The organism is Argonema antarcticum A004/B2, assembly GCF_023333585.1.
GTDB lineage: Bacteria > Cyanobacteriota > Cyanobacteriia > Cyanobacteriales > Aerosakkonemataceae > Argonema > Argonema antarcticum.
Map to the genome: position 1 here is coordinate 55,872 of NZ_JAIQZN010000033.1, position 14,399 is coordinate 70,270.

Annotated in this window: 23 protein-coding genes; 10 read left to right on the top strand and 13 right to left on the bottom strand. The window is 42.5% G+C overall.

Translation table 11 applies throughout. From position 1 onward, the window contains the following. Positions 1–2 precede the first annotated feature (2 nt). From LAY57_RS15910 to LAY57_RS15925, 4 genes are all read right to left on the bottom strand, one after another. The gene (locus tag LAY57_RS15910; protein WP_249067759.1) at positions 3–476 is read right to left on the bottom strand and encodes a type II toxin-antitoxin system VapC family toxin; all 474 of its coding nucleotides are present in this window, start codon (positions 474–476) and stop codon (positions 3–5) included. A gap of 44 nt (positions 477–520) precedes the next feature. Further along, the gene (locus LAY57_RS15915) at positions 521–679 is read right to left on the bottom strand and encodes a hypothetical protein (protein WP_249067760.1); all 159 of its coding nucleotides are present in this window, start codon (positions 677–679) and stop codon (positions 521–523) included. A gap of 183 nt (positions 680–862) precedes the next feature. Then, a complete protein-coding gene (locus LAY57_RS15920) occupies positions 863–1,075 on the bottom strand; it encodes a hypothetical protein (protein ID WP_249067761.1) in 213 nt (70 codons plus the stop codon). Next, complete coding sequence (locus LAY57_RS15925; RefSeq protein WP_249067762.1) at positions 1,059–1,334, bottom strand: BrnT family toxin; 276 nt, start codon at positions 1,332–1,334, stop codon at positions 1,059–1,061. The genes LAY57_RS15920 and LAY57_RS15925 overlap by 17 nt, the downstream gene beginning before the upstream one ends. 311 nt (positions 1,335–1,645) lie before the next feature. On the opposite strand from LAY57_RS15925, the gene LAY57_RS15930 reads away from it, so the two are divergent. Both LAY57_RS15930 and LAY57_RS15935 read left to right on the top strand, forming a co-directional pair. Continuing rightward, entirely contained in the window at positions 1,646–1,966 is a 321-nt protein-coding gene (locus LAY57_RS15930; protein WP_249067763.1) for a hypothetical protein, read from the top strand. Then, positions 1,963–2,394 (top strand): hypothetical protein, encoded by a 432-nt coding sequence (locus tag LAY57_RS15935; RefSeq protein ID WP_249067764.1) that lies wholly within the window; start codon positions 1,963–1,965, stop codon positions 2,392–2,394. The genes LAY57_RS15930 and LAY57_RS15935 overlap by 4 nt, the downstream gene beginning before the upstream one ends. 249 nt (positions 2,395–2,643) lie before the next feature. Here the strand turns inward: LAY57_RS15935 and LAY57_RS15940 are convergent, their stop codons facing one another. Then, a complete protein-coding gene (locus LAY57_RS15940) occupies positions 2,644–2,916 on the bottom strand; it encodes a hypothetical protein (protein ID WP_249067765.1) in 273 nt (90 codons plus the stop codon). Between the two features lie 84 nt (positions 2,917–3,000). On the opposite strand from LAY57_RS15940, the gene LAY57_RS15945 reads away from it, so the two are divergent. Further along, positions 3,001–3,171, top strand: coding sequence for a hypothetical protein (locus LAY57_RS15945; protein ID WP_249067766.1), 171 nt, complete (start codon positions 3,001–3,003; stop codon positions 3,169–3,171). Here the strand turns inward: LAY57_RS15945 and LAY57_RS15950 are convergent. Together LAY57_RS15950 and LAY57_RS15955 are read right to left on the bottom strand one after the other, a co-directional pair. Then, positions 3,160–3,606, bottom strand: a complete 447-nt coding sequence (locus tag LAY57_RS15950) for a type II toxin-antitoxin system VapC family toxin (protein WP_249067767.1) — start codon at positions 3,604–3,606, stop codon at positions 3,160–3,162. The genes LAY57_RS15945 and LAY57_RS15950 overlap by 12 nt on opposite strands. Beyond that, positions 3,603–3,851 (bottom strand): hypothetical protein, encoded by a 249-nt coding sequence (locus LAY57_RS15955; protein WP_249067768.1) that lies wholly within the window; start codon positions 3,849–3,851, stop codon positions 3,603–3,605. The genes LAY57_RS15950 and LAY57_RS15955 overlap by 4 nt, the downstream gene beginning before the upstream one ends. Before the next feature lie 92 nt (positions 3,852–3,943). Here LAY57_RS15955 and LAY57_RS15960 point away from each other — a divergent pair, with 92 nt between their 5' ends. The 3 genes from LAY57_RS15960 to LAY57_RS15970 all read left to right on the top strand — a co-directional run bounded on the left by LAY57_RS15960 (position 3,944) and on the right by LAY57_RS15970 (position 4,849). Then, complete coding sequence (locus LAY57_RS15960) at positions 3,944–4,090, top strand: hypothetical protein (protein ID WP_249067769.1); 147 nt, start codon at positions 3,944–3,946, stop codon at positions 4,088–4,090. Positions 4,091–4,163: 73 nt separating this feature from the next. Beyond that, positions 4,164–4,499, top strand: a complete 336-nt coding sequence (locus tag LAY57_RS15965; RefSeq protein WP_249067770.1) for a DUF5674 family protein — start codon at positions 4,164–4,166, stop codon at positions 4,497–4,499. Next, positions 4,496–4,849, top strand: a complete 354-nt coding sequence (locus LAY57_RS15970; protein WP_249067771.1) for a hypothetical protein — start codon at positions 4,496–4,498, stop codon at positions 4,847–4,849. The genes LAY57_RS15965 and LAY57_RS15970 overlap by 4 nt, the downstream gene beginning before the upstream one ends. Before the next feature lie 207 nt (positions 4,850–5,056). On the opposite strand, the gene LAY57_RS15975 is transcribed toward LAY57_RS15970, so the two are convergent. The 6 genes from LAY57_RS15975 to LAY57_RS16000 all read right to left on the bottom strand — a co-directional run bounded on the left by LAY57_RS15975 (position 5,057) and on the right by LAY57_RS16000 (position 10,727). Then, positions 5,057–5,422: a clan AA aspartic protease gene (locus LAY57_RS15975; protein ID WP_249067772.1), complete on the bottom strand. Its 366-nt coding sequence runs from the start codon at positions 5,420–5,422 to the stop codon at positions 5,057–5,059. Continuing rightward, entirely contained in the window at positions 5,419–5,691 is a 273-nt protein-coding gene (locus LAY57_RS15980; RefSeq protein WP_249067773.1) for a hypothetical protein, read from the bottom strand. The genes LAY57_RS15975 and LAY57_RS15980 overlap by 4 nt, the downstream gene beginning before the upstream one ends. A gap of 183 nt (positions 5,692–5,874) precedes the next feature. Continuing rightward, positions 5,875–8,646: a COP23 domain-containing protein gene (locus LAY57_RS15985; protein ID WP_338022423.1), complete on the bottom strand. Its 2,772-nt coding sequence runs from the start codon at positions 8,644–8,646 to the stop codon at positions 5,875–5,877. A 95-nt stretch (positions 8,647–8,741) separates the two neighbouring features. After that, entirely contained in the window at positions 8,742–9,518 is a 777-nt protein-coding gene (locus LAY57_RS15990; protein WP_249067774.1) for a S1 family peptidase, read from the bottom strand. Between the two features lie 166 nt (positions 9,519–9,684). Then, on the bottom strand, positions 9,685–10,311 hold the full coding sequence (locus LAY57_RS15995) for a COP23 domain-containing protein (RefSeq protein WP_249067775.1): 627 nt from the start codon (positions 10,309–10,311) through the stop codon (positions 9,685–9,687). 209 nt (positions 10,312–10,520) lie between these two features. Beyond that, the gene (locus LAY57_RS16000; RefSeq protein WP_249067776.1) at positions 10,521–10,727 is read right to left on the bottom strand and encodes a hypothetical protein; all 207 of its coding nucleotides are present in this window, start codon (positions 10,725–10,727) and stop codon (positions 10,521–10,523) included. Positions 10,728–10,739: 12 nt separating this feature from the next. Between LAY57_RS16000 and LAY57_RS16005 the strand changes: the two genes are divergently transcribed. The 4 genes from LAY57_RS16005 (at position 10,740) to LAY57_RS16020 (ending at position 14,071) form a co-directional block, all read left to right on the top strand. Beyond that, positions 10,740–12,116, top strand: coding sequence for a helix-turn-helix domain-containing protein (locus tag LAY57_RS16005; RefSeq protein WP_249067777.1), 1,377 nt, complete (start codon positions 10,740–10,742; stop codon positions 12,114–12,116). Between the two features lie 281 nt (positions 12,117–12,397). Continuing rightward, positions 12,398–12,673 (top strand): hypothetical protein, encoded by a 276-nt coding sequence (locus LAY57_RS16010; protein WP_249067778.1) that lies wholly within the window; start codon positions 12,398–12,400, stop codon positions 12,671–12,673. Continuing rightward, complete coding sequence (locus LAY57_RS16015; protein ID WP_249067779.1) at positions 12,670–12,846, top strand: hypothetical protein; 177 nt, start codon at positions 12,670–12,672, stop codon at positions 12,844–12,846. The genes LAY57_RS16010 and LAY57_RS16015 overlap by 4 nt, the downstream gene beginning before the upstream one ends. 199 nt (positions 12,847–13,045) lie before the next feature. Continuing rightward, entirely contained in the window at positions 13,046–14,071 is a 1,026-nt protein-coding gene (locus tag LAY57_RS16020) for an ABC transporter permease (protein ID WP_249067780.1), read from the top strand. Positions 14,072–14,399: the final 328 nt, after the last annotated feature.

The following is a 14,399-nucleotide window of genomic DNA, read 5'->3' on the forward strand; positions in this document are numbered from 1 at the left end:
GTTTATTCTCCCATCAATTCTAATGGTGTACAGATTATTGGTAGAGTGTATCCAGAATTAGAGCTAATTTCCAGCAGTTTCCTTTGGATTTGAGCATTTGCAATATGCTTGCAATTCCAGGTTAACAAGTAATTGAGACTGTTGACTGTAGCTAGCGCAATATGAATTGCATCATCAGAGGCTTTAGAGGGAAGATTACTCCGCTTCATAAACTGTGCTGCTAAGTCCTCTACGGCTTCAGTTACTTCAAGTAAAGACAAACCACGCACTGCCTCAAGCCTCTGAGCAGCTATTTCTGGATCGCCTTGTGCTGCCTCAGTTAGAACAACTTGTGAGATGTAAAGGGTAAATGCACTTCGACGTAATTCCCACCAATCCCTTGTCACTTCAATATTTCCGGCAATAATCAGATTTTTTGTTGATCGTGCCGTTAAATAGCCAAGAACGCTGGTTTCGATGTATACGGTTTCGCTCATGTTGAGGAACTATAGGTTATTCTATTTTAACCTATAGTTGGGTTTTAAACTACTATCCCAAAGTACCCATAGCAGCGATCGCTATTTTTTGGTAGTGCGATCGCTATCCATCCGATCGTCGCATAGTCAAGCGATCGCTCTTTATGCTTGGTAGTGCGATCGCTATTTTTTGGTAGTGCGTTCGCGTAGCGTGCCGTAGGCAATCGCTATCCGTACAATCATCCCATTGTCATGGTGAAATGGATCGGATTGTGAGTGAAAAAAGATGTTGGTTTTTTTTGTTTCAAATTAATGTATAAGTAAGCGCGATAATGCTACGCATCGCTTACGCGATCACAATGAATGTGAGTCACCCAGATACATCAGCCGAATTTTGAAACAGTTAATTAGACCGCGACAGACTTGGCAATTTTTGCAAGCAATCGCAACGCTTCATTTACGGAAGTTGAGTCTCGAAATATTTCTGCTACATCTGGATCGAGAATCACAACATTGCTTGATCGCATATAGGCTTCATAGTATTTGCCACGAACACCACCTGAAAAATCGTATTCAGGTTTCATTTCGTCATTGACTGTTACTTCAGGTTCCTGACTCATAGTTTCTTCTCTCTTGTCGGGTGGCTAAACGGGCGCTGATTAAACGCACTTCACCTTCTCGTTCTGTATGGGACACAACCAAAAAACGCTGTAACCTTGACTGACCTATCGTTAAAAGACGGAACTCGCCTACCGAGTGGTCAGGGTCATAAATTGTAACAGCTAGTGGATCTCCGAAGACGGTGACAGCCTCTTCAAAAGATACGCCATGCTTTTTGGCATTGCTACTGGCTTTGTCTGAGTCCCACTGAAACTTCATAGAGCTATTCTACTCTTAAGTAGCGTTGGGAGGTGAGCAATTGCCCACTTTACTACTTTACTATTTTTTGGATGGTGCGATCGCTATTCGGGTCGTAAGCGATCGCTATCCATCCAATCATCCCATTGTCATGGTGTAAATCGATAAGATTGTGAGTGGAAAAAGAAGTTGGGTTTACTTGTGTTAACCCGAAGTAAAAGGAAGGGCGATCGTGTGATAGTCAGAAACCCAGTTTCTTGTCGGGGCGATCGCATTTTTTTCAATTAGTGATAAAGTCATTAAGTTGATTACCCCAAAACGATAAAATTAGATTGTCAGTCCACTCACGCTATGCAGATGGTACAATTGTACTTAAAAGCCAGCTACCGCCTAGACTTGGGGAAGCAAAACCCGATCTGAATGCTATAGGGCCGCATTCTCAGTTAAGATGGGATACTTATAACCAGAGGATTTATCAGATGCGAGAATTTGATGGGTCTGGACAACCAGTGAGAGATTTAGATTTTACCAGTCCTACCTATCCTAACGGTAATCCTCGCCCGGATCATCTACCGCCACCTCATCAACATAGCTGGATACCAAATCTTACTGGTGGAACTCCTACTAGAAATAAAAGACCAGAACCATTATGAAATCTCAAACTTCTACTTTGAGCCAAAATGTTAGCCAAAAGTGGGCTGTTACACTCTGCTGTGAAGAACAGGAAAAGCTAGAATCCAGAGTTGCTAAAATTGTTGAGTATTTGGCTGAAAATTGGGATTTATCTAATGAATGGGTGATTTCTGATATTGATGCTACTGGAAGGTGTGGCGATCGGTTCACTAAGAAAGGTAATAAGCAAGAAGTATTTAGTTTATCTACTTGGGATTTACTGGGTGTATTGAATGAAGAGGGCCAAGTTATTGAACTAGATGCAACCTTGATTAAAAGTGGGGATGAAGTGTTTAAAATTATTATTCGAGATGGAATTTCTGTTGATGTGCTTGGCAGTGGGGAAGTGTTACCATTGACAGTTATTGGTAAATATGTGGCTGTTGACAATTCGTGGTTTTTGTGGTAATTGAAAAGTGGCGATCGCTCTTTATGCTTGGTAGTGCGATCGCGATCGAGTCAGAAACTGGGTCTCTTAATCACATCTCTTTTCGCTGACAAAAATTATTGCAGAAACTCCTTTTTTTGTGGGGGGCGATGCTATCCATCCGATCATCCCATTGTCATGGTGTAAATCGATAAGATTGTGAGTGGAAACGGTGTGGAAACCGAAAAGCGATAGTGACAGTAGCGTGTCTGTCGTTTACGATGCCTGATATCACTTGTAAACGCGCTCCATAACACCGCCGAACGAAGCCGCAACATTGTACCCAATTCGTATTCCAAAGAGTCGAGCGTTGGGATTTTTTTCACTCAAATGTTTGGCTGCTTCCAAACCTGTTTTGTCAACTTCATAGTTGCCTGTTTCAATATCAATAATAACCATCTTACCGATGTTATCTTCCGTTTCTACTTGTTGCTGGATTCTGGTTTTGTATAGTTGCTTTGCAATTCGTGCAACTTCTTCATGGCTTAGAAGGATGGTTTGCATAATTTAACTCCCGATCGCTACTCTGACTTCTAGGAACTCCTTTATGATATCTTACCGCTAAACAGGGTGGATATTGCTTACCTTATGAGTTTGGTAAAGGGTATATTAAAAGTCAAGCGATCGCTCTTTATGCTTGGTAGTGCGATCGCTATTCGGGTCGTAAGCGATCGCTATCTATCCAATCATCACATTGCAATGATAGAAATGGATAAGATTGCGAAGTCTGTCAGGATATTGGTAGAGCTATACCACTAATTCCTGTGGACGTACAACTGTAATGCTTGATTTAACCGCAAAATCACTTGGATTGAAGGTCAGAAGATGTGTAATTTTATTTGCCAGCATAACCGCAATGAGACGGACATCGTGAGTACGTTTACCCATAACTTTATTAGTTGTGACCAAATCTAACCAATTGGGAAAAATTTGTGGGGATTCTTCTAGCAATGGGAAGCGATTAAGAAGCTCGTCTATTATGTTTCGCGTTTTTTCTGTAGTCCATCCTAAGCCATTTACTTCAACTGGTCTTGTTGCAACTACCCAAAGTTCTATTAATACTTGTGCTGTCAGAAAACATTCATCCGCTTGGTTTAGTAAACAAGATATTGCAACTGTTGCCAGATGATGTTGCAGATCGTCAGGGTTACAAAAACGCAAGACTATATTGGTATCTAGCAGATATTTTGTCATTCTTCGTAAATGCGATCGCGGCTAAATGCTTCATCAGATAAGCTCACATTTGTTGTTGGAAGTTGAGAAATCCAATCCCGAAACTCCCTCGCCCGTTCTGCTGGTGTTGCTGTTTGCCAAAATGGAACAAAAGATGATTTAACCTGAGTAGATTCAGACTCAATTAAGTTGATGAAATCGGCAATTTTTTTAAGTTGGTCTTCGTTGAGTCTATCTAATTCCTGTTTAAGCTTTTCTCTTAGCATAACTGATGGTTTGGTAAAAGCATATTTATTATATCGTAAATCGCCGATTTCATGCTATGGGTGAAGCGTAGCTATTGTCTAAGCTAATCGCTATGAGTTTTGGGTGGGGTGCGATCGCAATTCGTGTCGTAGGCGATCGCTATCCGTCCAATCATCGCATTGTCATGGTGAAAATGGATAAGATTGTGAGTGTAAAAAAAAGATGTTGGGTTTCTTTGTTTCAAGTTAATTTAGGCTAGGTTCAAGATATTGACAAACTAGCTGATTAGTATAAAATTAACTCATCATATTTAATGCTTAGCACAGACAGAGATGATTTATCTGATTCAAGAGCGTGCTACTGAAGAACAAATTGAAAAAATGCTAGAAACCCTTGGTATTTATATTAAACTGGCAGTAGATATCGATCGGTTAATTCTGGCAGGAGGTGGAGAATATCATGCTGATTGCGAAGCTGTGTTGCTGAAAAATGGAAGCAAGCAAGTAGATATTTGGGGAGCAGACTGGTATCCTCTTACACAAGAGGTAGGTTATGAATCTCTAATCAATATCCGTCCGCGTCAAAACAATCGATCGATGGAAATTCAAGATCCGGTTATTCGAGAACGGGTTGCTGAAATCGTTCAACAGTTATTAGGAGGATTATGAGAGATTGGAATGCTTTAAAGTCACGCTATTTACGAGACGATCTGCCCATTCGTTTAGGGAATTTGGCATCGAATTTGGCACGAATTAACTCTCGATGTCAAAATCTAGCCAATCGCGATTTGGTTGAAAGTCTGCTGCAAGAAAGTAAGGTTTTTATTGAATGGACGGCAAAAGATGCAGAGGTAGAAATAGCCGCCGAATTAGTTGAATTACAAGTTGAGTTAGCTTGCTGGCAGTATTCTTGGACAAGTATTTGGGAGGATACAGAACAACGAATAAAAGTGGCCGAAGCAGCAAGGATTTGGTCAGAAAAAGTGCTGAATATGTCGGGTTTGTTGGCTGTCAATTAGATGGGGAAGAGTGGGACGCGCTTTGTTTTGGCGATCGCGCTGACTTTCCCAACGCGATCGCTCTTTATGCTTGGTAGTGCGATGATCGCTATCCATCCAATCATCGCATTGTCATGGTGTAAATCGATAAGATTGTGAGTGGAAAAAGAAGTTGGGTTTACTTGTGTTAACCCGAAGTAAAAGGAAGGGCGATCGCACTAATGGCTATTACAACTCTTCAATTGTCACCAACCCGCCCTCCGTGAACTGCACTACAAGTTCATGTTCCTCTAGCAAGGCAGTTCCAAGTAAAGGTCTTCGCCCTGTAGCAAGTACGCTAACTTCTCGTTCTTCCCCATTCCAAAGGATAGTCGCTTCGTGAACTGGTAATGTCACTTCACTGTTATCAGCCAAGTTTACAGGCATGGCGTATTTGAAGGGCAAACCTAATAAGGCAACTGCTTCTGTAGGTAAGCAAAGGTAATCTGTAAATCCCGTGTCCACGACAAACTCAATACGAATATCTGAACGGTGTGGAAACCGAAAAGCGATAGTGACAGTGGCGTGTCTGTCGTTTACGATGCCTGATATCACTTGTAAACGCGCTCCATAACACCGCCGAACGAAGCCGCAACATTGTACCCAATTCGTATTCCAAAGAGTCGAGCGTTGGGATTTTTTTCACTCAAATGTTTGGCTGCTTCCAAACCTGTTTTGTCAACTTCATAGTTGCCTGTTTCAATATCAATAATAACCATCTTACCGATGTTATCTTCCGTCTCTACTTGTTGCTGGATGCTGGTTTTGTATAGTTGCTTTGCAAGTCGTGCAACTTCTTCATGGCTTAGAAGGATGGTTTGCATAATTTAACTCCCGATCGCTACTCTGACTTCTAGGAACTCCTTTATGATATCTTAACGCTAAACAGGGTGGATATTGCTTACCTTATGAGTTTGGTAACAACTGTCTTAAAAGTCAAGCGATCGCACTTTCTTTTGGTGGGGCGATCGCGCTATTCCCTACTGCCAAACTTACCGCTTATCAAACTATTCTTTGGATGCAGGGTTTGATAATTCTTTGCGTAGCGGAGGATTTGGGTAAGTTCCAGTGAGGACTTGCTTAAATTCTCTGAGTACCTGTTCGGGATTTTGCCTTGGTTCGAGGGTTAATATCAGCAATCCTCCCCTACAGCGAGTGGCGCTACTTTCTAGAAACCTCTCTGGACGCGCAACGCATAAGATAGTTCGACGATTCATCCGTCCATAAGTAATGCGGTTGGAATCCAAATCCCCAGATGCACGATACTCTTGCAACCTAGCAGAAACTTGCTGACAGCGCAAGCGAGGATCGTAACCCCAGGGTGTGAAGCGATTAGATTCCCAACGAATGAGGGGTCGATCGCCATTTTGGGTGCGATCGACTGTTACCCGACCGCTAGTTGGATCGCAGTAGAATGTCTGGGTAATAGGAGGCTTAATAACAACAGTTTCCGGTGGTTTAGGCTCGATAGGATTGGGATTTTGTCCCGAAGGTGGATTAGTCCCTTGCGGAGGTATAATAATATGAGTTTTTGAACAGTCTGTTTGATTAATTTGACAGAGTTCCTGAGCAATTTCTCTTGCATTTAAACTGTCTCCACGGTCACTGTAAATTTTATAAGCTTTGTTCAATTCCTGGATAGCTCCTGGTAAATCATTATATGCCCGCAGTCTTATGCCTAGCTCTGTGTAAACTTCAGCCCTCAGATCGGGGCGCTCTCCCTTCTCAAATCGCTCTTCAGTTAGCTTAACAGCCATATTTATGGTGTCAAGTGCTTTCTTACGATAAAAATTTGCATTTTCAGGTGCATTTTGTTTCTCGTTAAACCATCTATAGTAATAATCGTACACATCGCTTAGCTGCCGCATTACTAAAGGATCTTTAGCCATCTTATCCTCGATTCCCTGCCAGAATTTTAGCGCTAAGTCTCGATTGCCATTTCTGTTGAGATATTTGCCAATTTCTATATAGATATAGCTATCTTCTGGAGCCGCTTTTATAGCTCTCTCCCATATTTTCAATGCTTTGTCTTCATTATGCTTATATTGATAGTAATACATTCCTACTGAAACCAGACCCGTAGCATCAACTTCGTTTGTAGCATCACCTTTGTTTGTAACTGAAGCACACTCTTTTTTATTGTCGTCGTATTGTTTTGCCAGCTTACACGCCTCTTTTTCAGCCATAACTAAGTACTGATTTTCTTCCTTTTTTGTATTAATGTTAATCAGAGCGCGAATGAGATAAATGTGTGGCCTATTGTCTGCTGGATATATAATATTTTCTTCTTTCCCTTCTACTTTCATTTTTATTTCTTCTTTTGTCAAAATCTTTTTTATTTCCTTATCAGCCTCTCCAACTAATCCTTCTTCAAAGTATACAGCAGCCTGTTTGAGAAGAATATTTGTTCTAAAAAGATCAGGGTTTCCAAATTTCTTCTTACTCTCTTCTACTATTTCTTCCTTTTCTTCCTTTTCTTCGTCGTACCGTTGCTTCGCATTCACTCTGTTGGTATTATCCAGTGCCAACTTATAATTATCATGGGCATTTTTATAGTCTTTCAAAAAATAGTAAGCATCAGCCATAGCAGCATAAGCTTCTAAGTAATCTTTATCGGCCATTACAACTTCTTTGAAAGAATCTATAGCATCATTTAAAGACTTTTCTCCATTTCCAGTGGTTTCAGCATTTCCAGTTGTTTTACCTTTGCTGACCATTTTACGACCATTTCTTAGCAGTCGTAGACCCTGAATGTATTTACTTTCAGCCGCATTTTGTGTGTTCGATTGCGGAGGAGTATCTTCAATTTGTTTTTTTAAACTATCTATTAACTCTTGAGATATTTGCGAAAAGAACCAATTTCTTTTTTGAGAATTGCTTTCTCGTATTTGATTTATAAAGGTTTGAATTGGAATTGCTGAACTCTTATACCTTTGAGTATAACTAGCAGTGAAAATTCCACTAATTTCCGGTATCACTACTATATTTGCCCGACCACCATTACCATGAATTCCTATAACCAGGTCTGGATTATTTTCATCAACGGCTGGCCCCCCGCTCATGCCACTTGCTGTGGTAGCATCATATGTCATTGCATATCCTTTTGAAATTCTTCCTGATTCGTCAAGGTTCCGAAGTTCGAGGATTGTTCCTGTGCCATAATTAGGTTTTAGAGGATTCTCATCAAGCTTCTCAGGATCGGGCTCAAGCGCGGGCCATCCGTAAACACCTGTAGGGTTTAATTCTTGGGCAGCAAAGGCAGAAAGCTTTGCCACTGGATATATGCTGCTGTCTAACACTTCAAATGTGACTAATGCCAGATCGAGACCTTTTCTTGGGTCGCTTCGTAGTCGTATTACTTGTTCTGCCTTCACTTGATGTTCTTTTCCATCATGGGTGACAACAATTAATGTGGGTTTGCGTGGATCGGCAAAAACGTATGTTTGTGGTCTGATAATATTATTAATATCGGCTTTAGTTGCCAATAAAACATGATCGGCTGTTAGTACAGTATATTTATTACCCTGTGTGCTAATTATCACTCCAGATCCATCGCTTTTTGGAGTCTTAGATTTATCGTCGTCATACCTAATTTCAAACCGTACCGTTACCTGACGCACCGACTCTGGTATGTTAGTAGTTTGTTGTGAAGTCGGAGGCGTTTCGTCTGCTGAAACGCTCATCATCGTGGGTTGACTGATGACGACGGTAGATATGGTCGTCATCGCTAACAAAAGATTGAAGGGAGGATTAAACAGAGAAAAACTTAGCTTTTTCATGGTAAATTCCTTAGCCAAACTAAAATTACTAACAAAGCGTATTGCCAGATTCAGAAGCGTTAGCGACAAAATAGCTGAAAAAATTTCTTTAACAGTTACTTGTTCATTTGCTCAAAAGTAGCTACCGGGATAGCCCAACTCAAGGCTTCCATTTGTCGAAAAAGCCTCTGAGATGGGACAGTACCATCCTCAAATTTGAAAGCTTGAATTCCCAACAATGGATATTTGGAGCGCCCATTAATTCCGACCAGTTGACCGTACCTGTTTAAAACTGGCCCACCGCTCATCCCCATTTCAATATTGTTGGTATAACCGAGTTGATATCCTCTTTGGAGCGATCGCTCCAACATCATCCCGACTCTTCCCGTCGTCAGTCGATAAGCTCTCAACCCCCAGTTACGGGTATTCTGGAACTGGCGTCGATTGTTGCGATACCAGTTGGGAAAACCAGAAGCATAAACACTAGCACCGACAGTTAGAGCATTAGAATCACCGATTTCTACTAGCTGGTAAGGGCGATCGCTCCTAAATTCTACCAGTGCCAAGTCTGCATCCCTAAACCGAGCAAAGCGTCGCCACGAAGCTGCGTGCATCAGTCCATCTGGGGTGAGAATCGTAAAGCGGTTATTTTCGCTCCTAGCTACTACATGATCGCAGGTCAAAACTGTATAAGTTTGTCCTTGACGAGCAACAATCACCCCAGAAGCAACTCCGGGATTCCCAATAATCCGCACAGTTACCTCCTGGGCGATATCTTCTACAGATATATTTTGGGAAATTATAAGTGGCTGAGTTTCGCTTTCAACATAGCTGCTATTGTTCGGTTCGGCTTTGGTTATGAGAGTAAAAATAGCAACCATAGCAAAAGCCATAACCAAAATTTGACCCGTTAACTTATATCTCATCAAAGAGAGTTATAGAAAATGAAGTATTCCGCGATGTAGGCGAACCAGAACGGCTAGGTGTTCTGGTTTGCCTGGGAAACTAAAGTTTAACCGTCAGCCACACTTACACTAAATATTTGCTGATGGCAATGTGTTAAATGCGACGACGAGTTGGGCGAGATTGTCCGGGGTTTGAAGTGCGAGATGGATTAGACCCTAAACGAAGATGGCGACTAAGCATCGTTTGAAGATTTGCATATCTTTGTGGCGTGCGTTCAGCAACAGGTGGAACATCGGCTTGACCTAAAGCGAAATTTTGTAGCTGCTGCACAATTGCGGGTGCCTTTTTAGCATTAGCTGGTCTTAACGTAAACAGCATATTCTGAGCGTTACACCGCCCCTGACCCTTAACCCAGCAAATTACTGTTTGACGGTTAACAAGCCCGTGAGTAAGCTGTAAGCCAGCTAATGAGCCACCGTTATCAGCCACTGCTGCGGTTAACTTTTCCGAAACAATGCCACAGCGGTTTTCTGGCGTATAATTCTGCCCGAAATAAGTAGTCTCCCAAACAATCAAAGGGGGTGTAGTATCGCCTCCTTTCTTGGCAACGGTAGTAGGATTACCTTCAGCATTTGTCTCGCAGGCAAAGACTGTAGGCGCATCATCAGCCGTTCCCGGCTCTTCCATTCCCGGATCTTCCTCTTGAGCTATGACTGTTAATGGTACAGCAGTTAAGGCAAGAGCTGTAACTAAAACACCAGCAACAAAATTAAACTTCATGAAACATTCCTCAATAATTAACAGTTAACAAACAGAGTTAATGGAAAGGACAAGTCAGATTGCTTAAAGAGCGCGTTAGCGCTATCCCCTTGTCTGGAGCATGAGTAACTGTACTTTTGTATACCGCTCCGCTAAAAGTTGTAATAACGCTGTCTGTGCCATTGATGCCCGAACCTCGGCACAACATTTTTCTGACAAGCTGAGTCCCGTCATACACCCTTATGGTTCTGCCACCACCACCAGGATTTTGACTGCTCTCGATCCAGACTAGCAATTAATTTTTCTATTTCCAATTGCCAAAAATCTGGTGTATATCGGGACTTTTCCAGGTGATGACCCGATCGAACATTGGGAAATGTGGGGAAATATTGGGAAATGTGGGGAAATATTGGGTATAATACCACAAAGCTTGACATCTACCCTACTCTATGAACCTAAAGGAAGTGATAAAACTCGCAGACGAACTGGTATTTGCTAGAACAGGTAAGCACCTTAATGATTTGCAAGAGACGATTCTGCGGGGGACGTGGGAAGATGAGGATTACAAAGAAATTGCTAATGGGGTTCATCGTTCTGAAGATCGTGTTAGAGAAGTAGGAATGGAATTATGGCAGATTCTTTCAAAAGAGTTGGGGAAAAAAGTTAGTAAATCGAATTTTCGATCGACAATGGAGAGATTGCAAGTCTCCTTATTTTCAAATGTTGTACAAGATCATGTTCGAGTTGGCCATATTAATTTTTGTGGAGAAAGTAGACACCCACCAGATATACCAAACTCACATCCACCAAATCCAGAAAAAACTAACACAAAACAAACTAAGACATCGCATCAAGATTTAAGCGAAATGCCGGAGTTGGGTGCTTTCTACGATCGCACTCCCGAACTCAAAACCCTGGCCAAATCGATTACCCAAGAACACTGTCGCCTTGTCACCATCTTAGGAATGAGTGGAATTGGCAAAACAGCACTATCAGTGCAACTTGTCAAGCAAATTAAAGATGAGTTTGAATATGTAATTTGGTACAGTTTAGCAACATCTCCCACTATTACCGAATTTCAAACGAACCTAATCCAGTTTTTCTCAAACTCAGAAAAGGTAGATTTAACTGCAACTAACGGAACGCGCTTACCACTATTCAAATATTTGCAAAAGCATCGGTGTTTGGTAGTTTTAGATGACGTTCACAATCTCTTTAGTAGCGGACAGTTGGCTGGTTATTATAAACAAGGATATGAAGAGTATCGTTCCCTCTTTAAACAAATAGAAGAATTATCCCATAACAGTTGCTTTTTACTAATAGGTTGGGAACAACCGCGAGAAGTTGCTCAACTCAAATCTAAACATACTCCCCTTCGTACCTTAACTCTCAAGGGTTTGGATAACGCATCCGCAAGGGAAATTCTTAGAGATAAAGGTTTAGCAGAAGAAGAAAACTGGGATGCAGTTATAGACAGATATGAAGGAAACCCCTTATGGTTAAAAAGTGTGGCAACTTTGATAGAAGAGTTGGGAAGTAGCGTGAGCGATATATTACAAAATGAGCCTATATTTTTACCCGAAGATTTGAAAGATGTTTTACGCCAACAGTTCGATCGCTTATCCGAAATAGAAAAACAAGTTCTCTCCTTATTGGCTAAAGAAATAGCTCCAATCAATCTAGCAAAATTGCTAGAAAATAGCAGAATTACATCCTCAGATTTACTAAACGCACTCCAATCTTTATCGCGGCGCTGCTTGTTAGAACAACAAGCAAATTTTTATACTTTGCGACCTGTACTGAGGCAGTATATCAAAAGGTTATAACTAAGATATTGCACCATTCTCAACTAGCCCCAAAACCAGCCGCGAATCAATGATGTTGTTGGTAAATTGATGATATTTTAATTCTACACAAAGCCACTGACTTCGCTTCTGGCCCGCCTGGGGTTCAAACCCCAGGCTAATAGCGAAAGTCCACTCAAGTGGACTCAATACTAATCTGACAGTCCACTTGAGTGGACTTCCGCTATTAGCCCTGCACTTGAGTGCAGGGCGGGTGTGGGCGACACTCTCTGACGACGAAAAGGCTCAAGTAGAATGGATGTATGGAGCAGCAATACAGGATTTATATGGATGTTTGTTGCGTGAACCGCCCATTTGACGATTGGACACAGCCTCGCATTTGTCTAGAAGCTGAGGCGATTTTGGAGATTATGGGTCGGTGTTTGGCTAACCAATGGCAGCTCATGAGTAGCACAGCTTTGGAATCCGAAATCGCAAAAACTCCCGATTTACTTAAACAGCAACGGGTTATGAATTCTTTTGCTAATCCCGTACAGTGGCTTATGGAAATTTTCCAGGCGGAAGGAGAACCCGAATGACCCCATTAGAACTGAACCAGAAAGGCTTTGAAGCATTGATTGCTGCATTGGGATATGCGGATGCTGTTCGGTTTATCAAGCAATTCGATACAGGAACAGGCGATTACAGCACCGATCGCGATCGGTGGTTAGATGCTTTGAGTCTGGACGATATTTGGGCTGATTTAAAGTAGCAACAAGTTCCAAGAGAGTAAGCCGATCGATTTTGAGTGGCAGGCGATGAGCCTTGTGGTACGCAATGCAGTAGATGGCTTCGGTAAAATGGTCAGTAGTTTTTTTCTGGGTTTGCCATGACGCTGAAAGACTTAGAGCCTCAACTGGTGGCACTCTCTGACGACGAAAAAGCTCAAGTCATAACTCAAAACCAATAAAATGTCCCGTTCCAAAGCCCTACAATATTACATTTTTTCCCGTCTGCTTCTAGCTCCTCTAATGCTGTGGACGATCGTCACTTTGGTGTTCCTGCTGCTACGGGCCACCCCAGGCGATCCCGTGGACGTTGTGCTTGGCGGTCGCGCACCAGATAGCGTCAAAGAAGAGTTACGTCAAAGATTGGGGTTAGCAGACCCCTTGTGGTTGCAGTACCTACGCTATCTGGGAGCCTTAGCGCATCTGGACTTGGGGACTTCTCTCACCAGTCAGGGTCAAAAGGTCTGGGACGTGATCCAACTACACTTTCCGGCGACATTGGAATTGGCGACATTTAGTATGGCGATCGCAATTATTGTAGGAGTTGCCGTCGGCGCTATTTCTGCCTCAAGACCCAACACATTTCTCGATGTCGGCGGACGCCTATTTGGTATCATCACCTATGCCATTCCCTTATTCTGGTTTGGCATGATCCTGCAATTGATTTTTGCCGTGCAGCTAGGTTGGTTCCCCTTGGGAACGCGCTTTCCAGTGACCCAAATAGCTCCCCCCACCTTCACAGGTTTGTACACAATTGATAGTCTCTTAAACGGTAACTTCAGCCAACTGCTGACATCCCTGTACTATCTCGCCCTTCCCAGTCTGACGTTAGGTATCCTGATCAGCGGTATTTTCGAGCGCATAGTGCGAGTGAACCTCAAGCAAACCCTACAAGCAGATTATGTAGAAGCAGCCAAAGCCAGAGGCATTCCTGAAGGGCGGATTTTGTGGTCTCACGCCTTGAAAAATGCCCTGATTCCAGTAATTACCATTTTGGGACTCACCTTTGCCTCAATGCTGGGCGGCGCAGTTTTGACAGAGGTGACATTTTCTTGGCCCGGACTGGGAAATCGCCTGTATCAGGCCATTTCTGAGCGGGATTATCCTACCGTTCAGGGCGTTATGGTGTTTTTTGCTGCGATCGTAGTGACAGCAAGCATTTTGATTGACATCATCAATGCTTATATCGACCCCCGCATTCGCTATTGAGAACAGCCTGTAGTATAGAGAGTGGGGGAGTGGGAGAGTAGGGGAGTGGGAGAAAAAGCACATAGAAACCCGGTGAGAGCAGAAGTTATACCAAATTCGGGTTATTTACCCCCTTTCTAGTATAGAGAGTGGGGGAGTGGGAGAGTAGGGGAGTGGGAGAAAAAGCACATAGAAACCCGGTGAGAGTAGAAGTTATACCAAATTCGGGTTATTTACCCCCTTTCTAGTGGGAAGTGTCGGGGTGAAGCATTGCGGCAATAAGTGTATTCCCCTAAGCAAAGCCTTTCTACCGCAATGCTTCACCCAACTTATGGATAACGGGGGTTTT

What these genes read in the sequence shown, in the direction of transcription:
- LAY57_RS15920 (WP_249067761.1), bottom strand. Translation starts at nt 1,075, where the DNA reads ATGAGTCAGGAACCTGAAGTAACAGTCAATGACGAAATGAAACCTGAA.
- LAY57_RS16015 (WP_249067779.1), top strand. Translation starts at nt 12,670, where the DNA reads ATGACCCCATTAGAACTGAACCAGAAAGGCTTTGAAGCATTGATTGCT.
- LAY57_RS15980 (WP_249067773.1), bottom strand. Translation starts at nt 5,691, where the DNA reads ATGCAAACCATCCTTCTAAGCCATGAAGAAGTTGCACGACTTGCAAAG.
- LAY57_RS16005 (WP_249067777.1), top strand. Translation starts at nt 10,740, where the DNA reads ATGAACCTAAAGGAAGTGATAAAACTCGCAGACGAACTGGTATTTGCT.
- LAY57_RS15945 (WP_249067766.1), top strand. Translation starts at nt 3,001, where the DNA reads ATGAGTTTGGTAAAGGGTATATTAAAAGTCAAGCGATCGCTCTTTATG.
- LAY57_RS16010 (WP_249067778.1), top strand. Translation starts at nt 12,398, where the DNA reads ATGGAGCAGCAATACAGGATTTATATGGATGTTTGTTGCGTGAACCGC.
- LAY57_RS15955 (WP_249067768.1), bottom strand. Translation starts at nt 3,851, where the DNA reads ATGCTAAGAGAAAAGCTTAAACAGGAATTAGATAGACTCAACGAAGAC.
- LAY57_RS15995 (WP_249067775.1), bottom strand. Translation starts at nt 10,311, where the DNA reads ATGAAGTTTAATTTTGTTGCTGGTGTTTTAGTTACAGCTCTTGCCTTA.
- LAY57_RS16000 (WP_249067776.1), bottom strand. Translation starts at nt 10,727, where the DNA reads ATGTCAAGCTTTGTGGTATTATACCCAATATTTCCCCACATTTCCCAA.
- LAY57_RS15970 (WP_249067771.1), top strand. Translation starts at nt 4,496, where the DNA reads ATGAGAGATTGGAATGCTTTAAAGTCACGCTATTTACGAGACGATCTG.
- LAY57_RS15950 (WP_249067767.1), bottom strand. Translation starts at nt 3,606, where the DNA reads ATGACAAAATATCTGCTAGATACCAATATAGTCTTGCGTTTTTGTAAC.
- LAY57_RS15985 (WP_338022423.1), bottom strand. Translation starts at nt 8,646, where the DNA reads ATGAAAAAGCTAAGTTTTTCTCTGTTTAATCCTCCCTTCAATCTTTTG.
- LAY57_RS15940 (WP_249067765.1), bottom strand. Translation starts at nt 2,916, where the DNA reads ATGCAAACCATCCTTCTAAGCCATGAAGAAGTTGCACGAATTGCAAAG.
- LAY57_RS16020 (WP_249067780.1), top strand. Translation starts at nt 13,046, where the DNA reads ATGTCCCGTTCCAAAGCCCTACAATATTACATTTTTTCCCGTCTGCTT.
- LAY57_RS15925 (WP_249067762.1), bottom strand. Translation starts at nt 1,334, where the DNA reads ATGAAGTTTCAGTGGGACTCAGACAAAGCCAGTAGCAATGCCAAAAAG.
- LAY57_RS15990 (WP_249067774.1), bottom strand. Translation starts at nt 9,518, where the DNA reads ATGGCTTTTGCTATGGTTGCTATTTTTACTCTCATAACCAAAGCCGAA.
- LAY57_RS15960 (WP_249067769.1), top strand. Translation starts at nt 3,944, where the DNA reads ATGAGTTTTGGGTGGGGTGCGATCGCAATTCGTGTCGTAGGCGATCGC.
- LAY57_RS15910 (WP_249067759.1), bottom strand. Translation starts at nt 476, where the DNA reads ATGAGCGAAACCGTATACATCGAAACCAGCGTTCTTGGCTATTTAACG.
- LAY57_RS15935 (WP_249067764.1), top strand. Translation starts at nt 1,963, where the DNA reads ATGAAATCTCAAACTTCTACTTTGAGCCAAAATGTTAGCCAAAAGTGG.
- LAY57_RS15965 (WP_249067770.1), top strand. Translation starts at nt 4,164, where the DNA reads ATGATTTATCTGATTCAAGAGCGTGCTACTGAAGAACAAATTGAAAAA.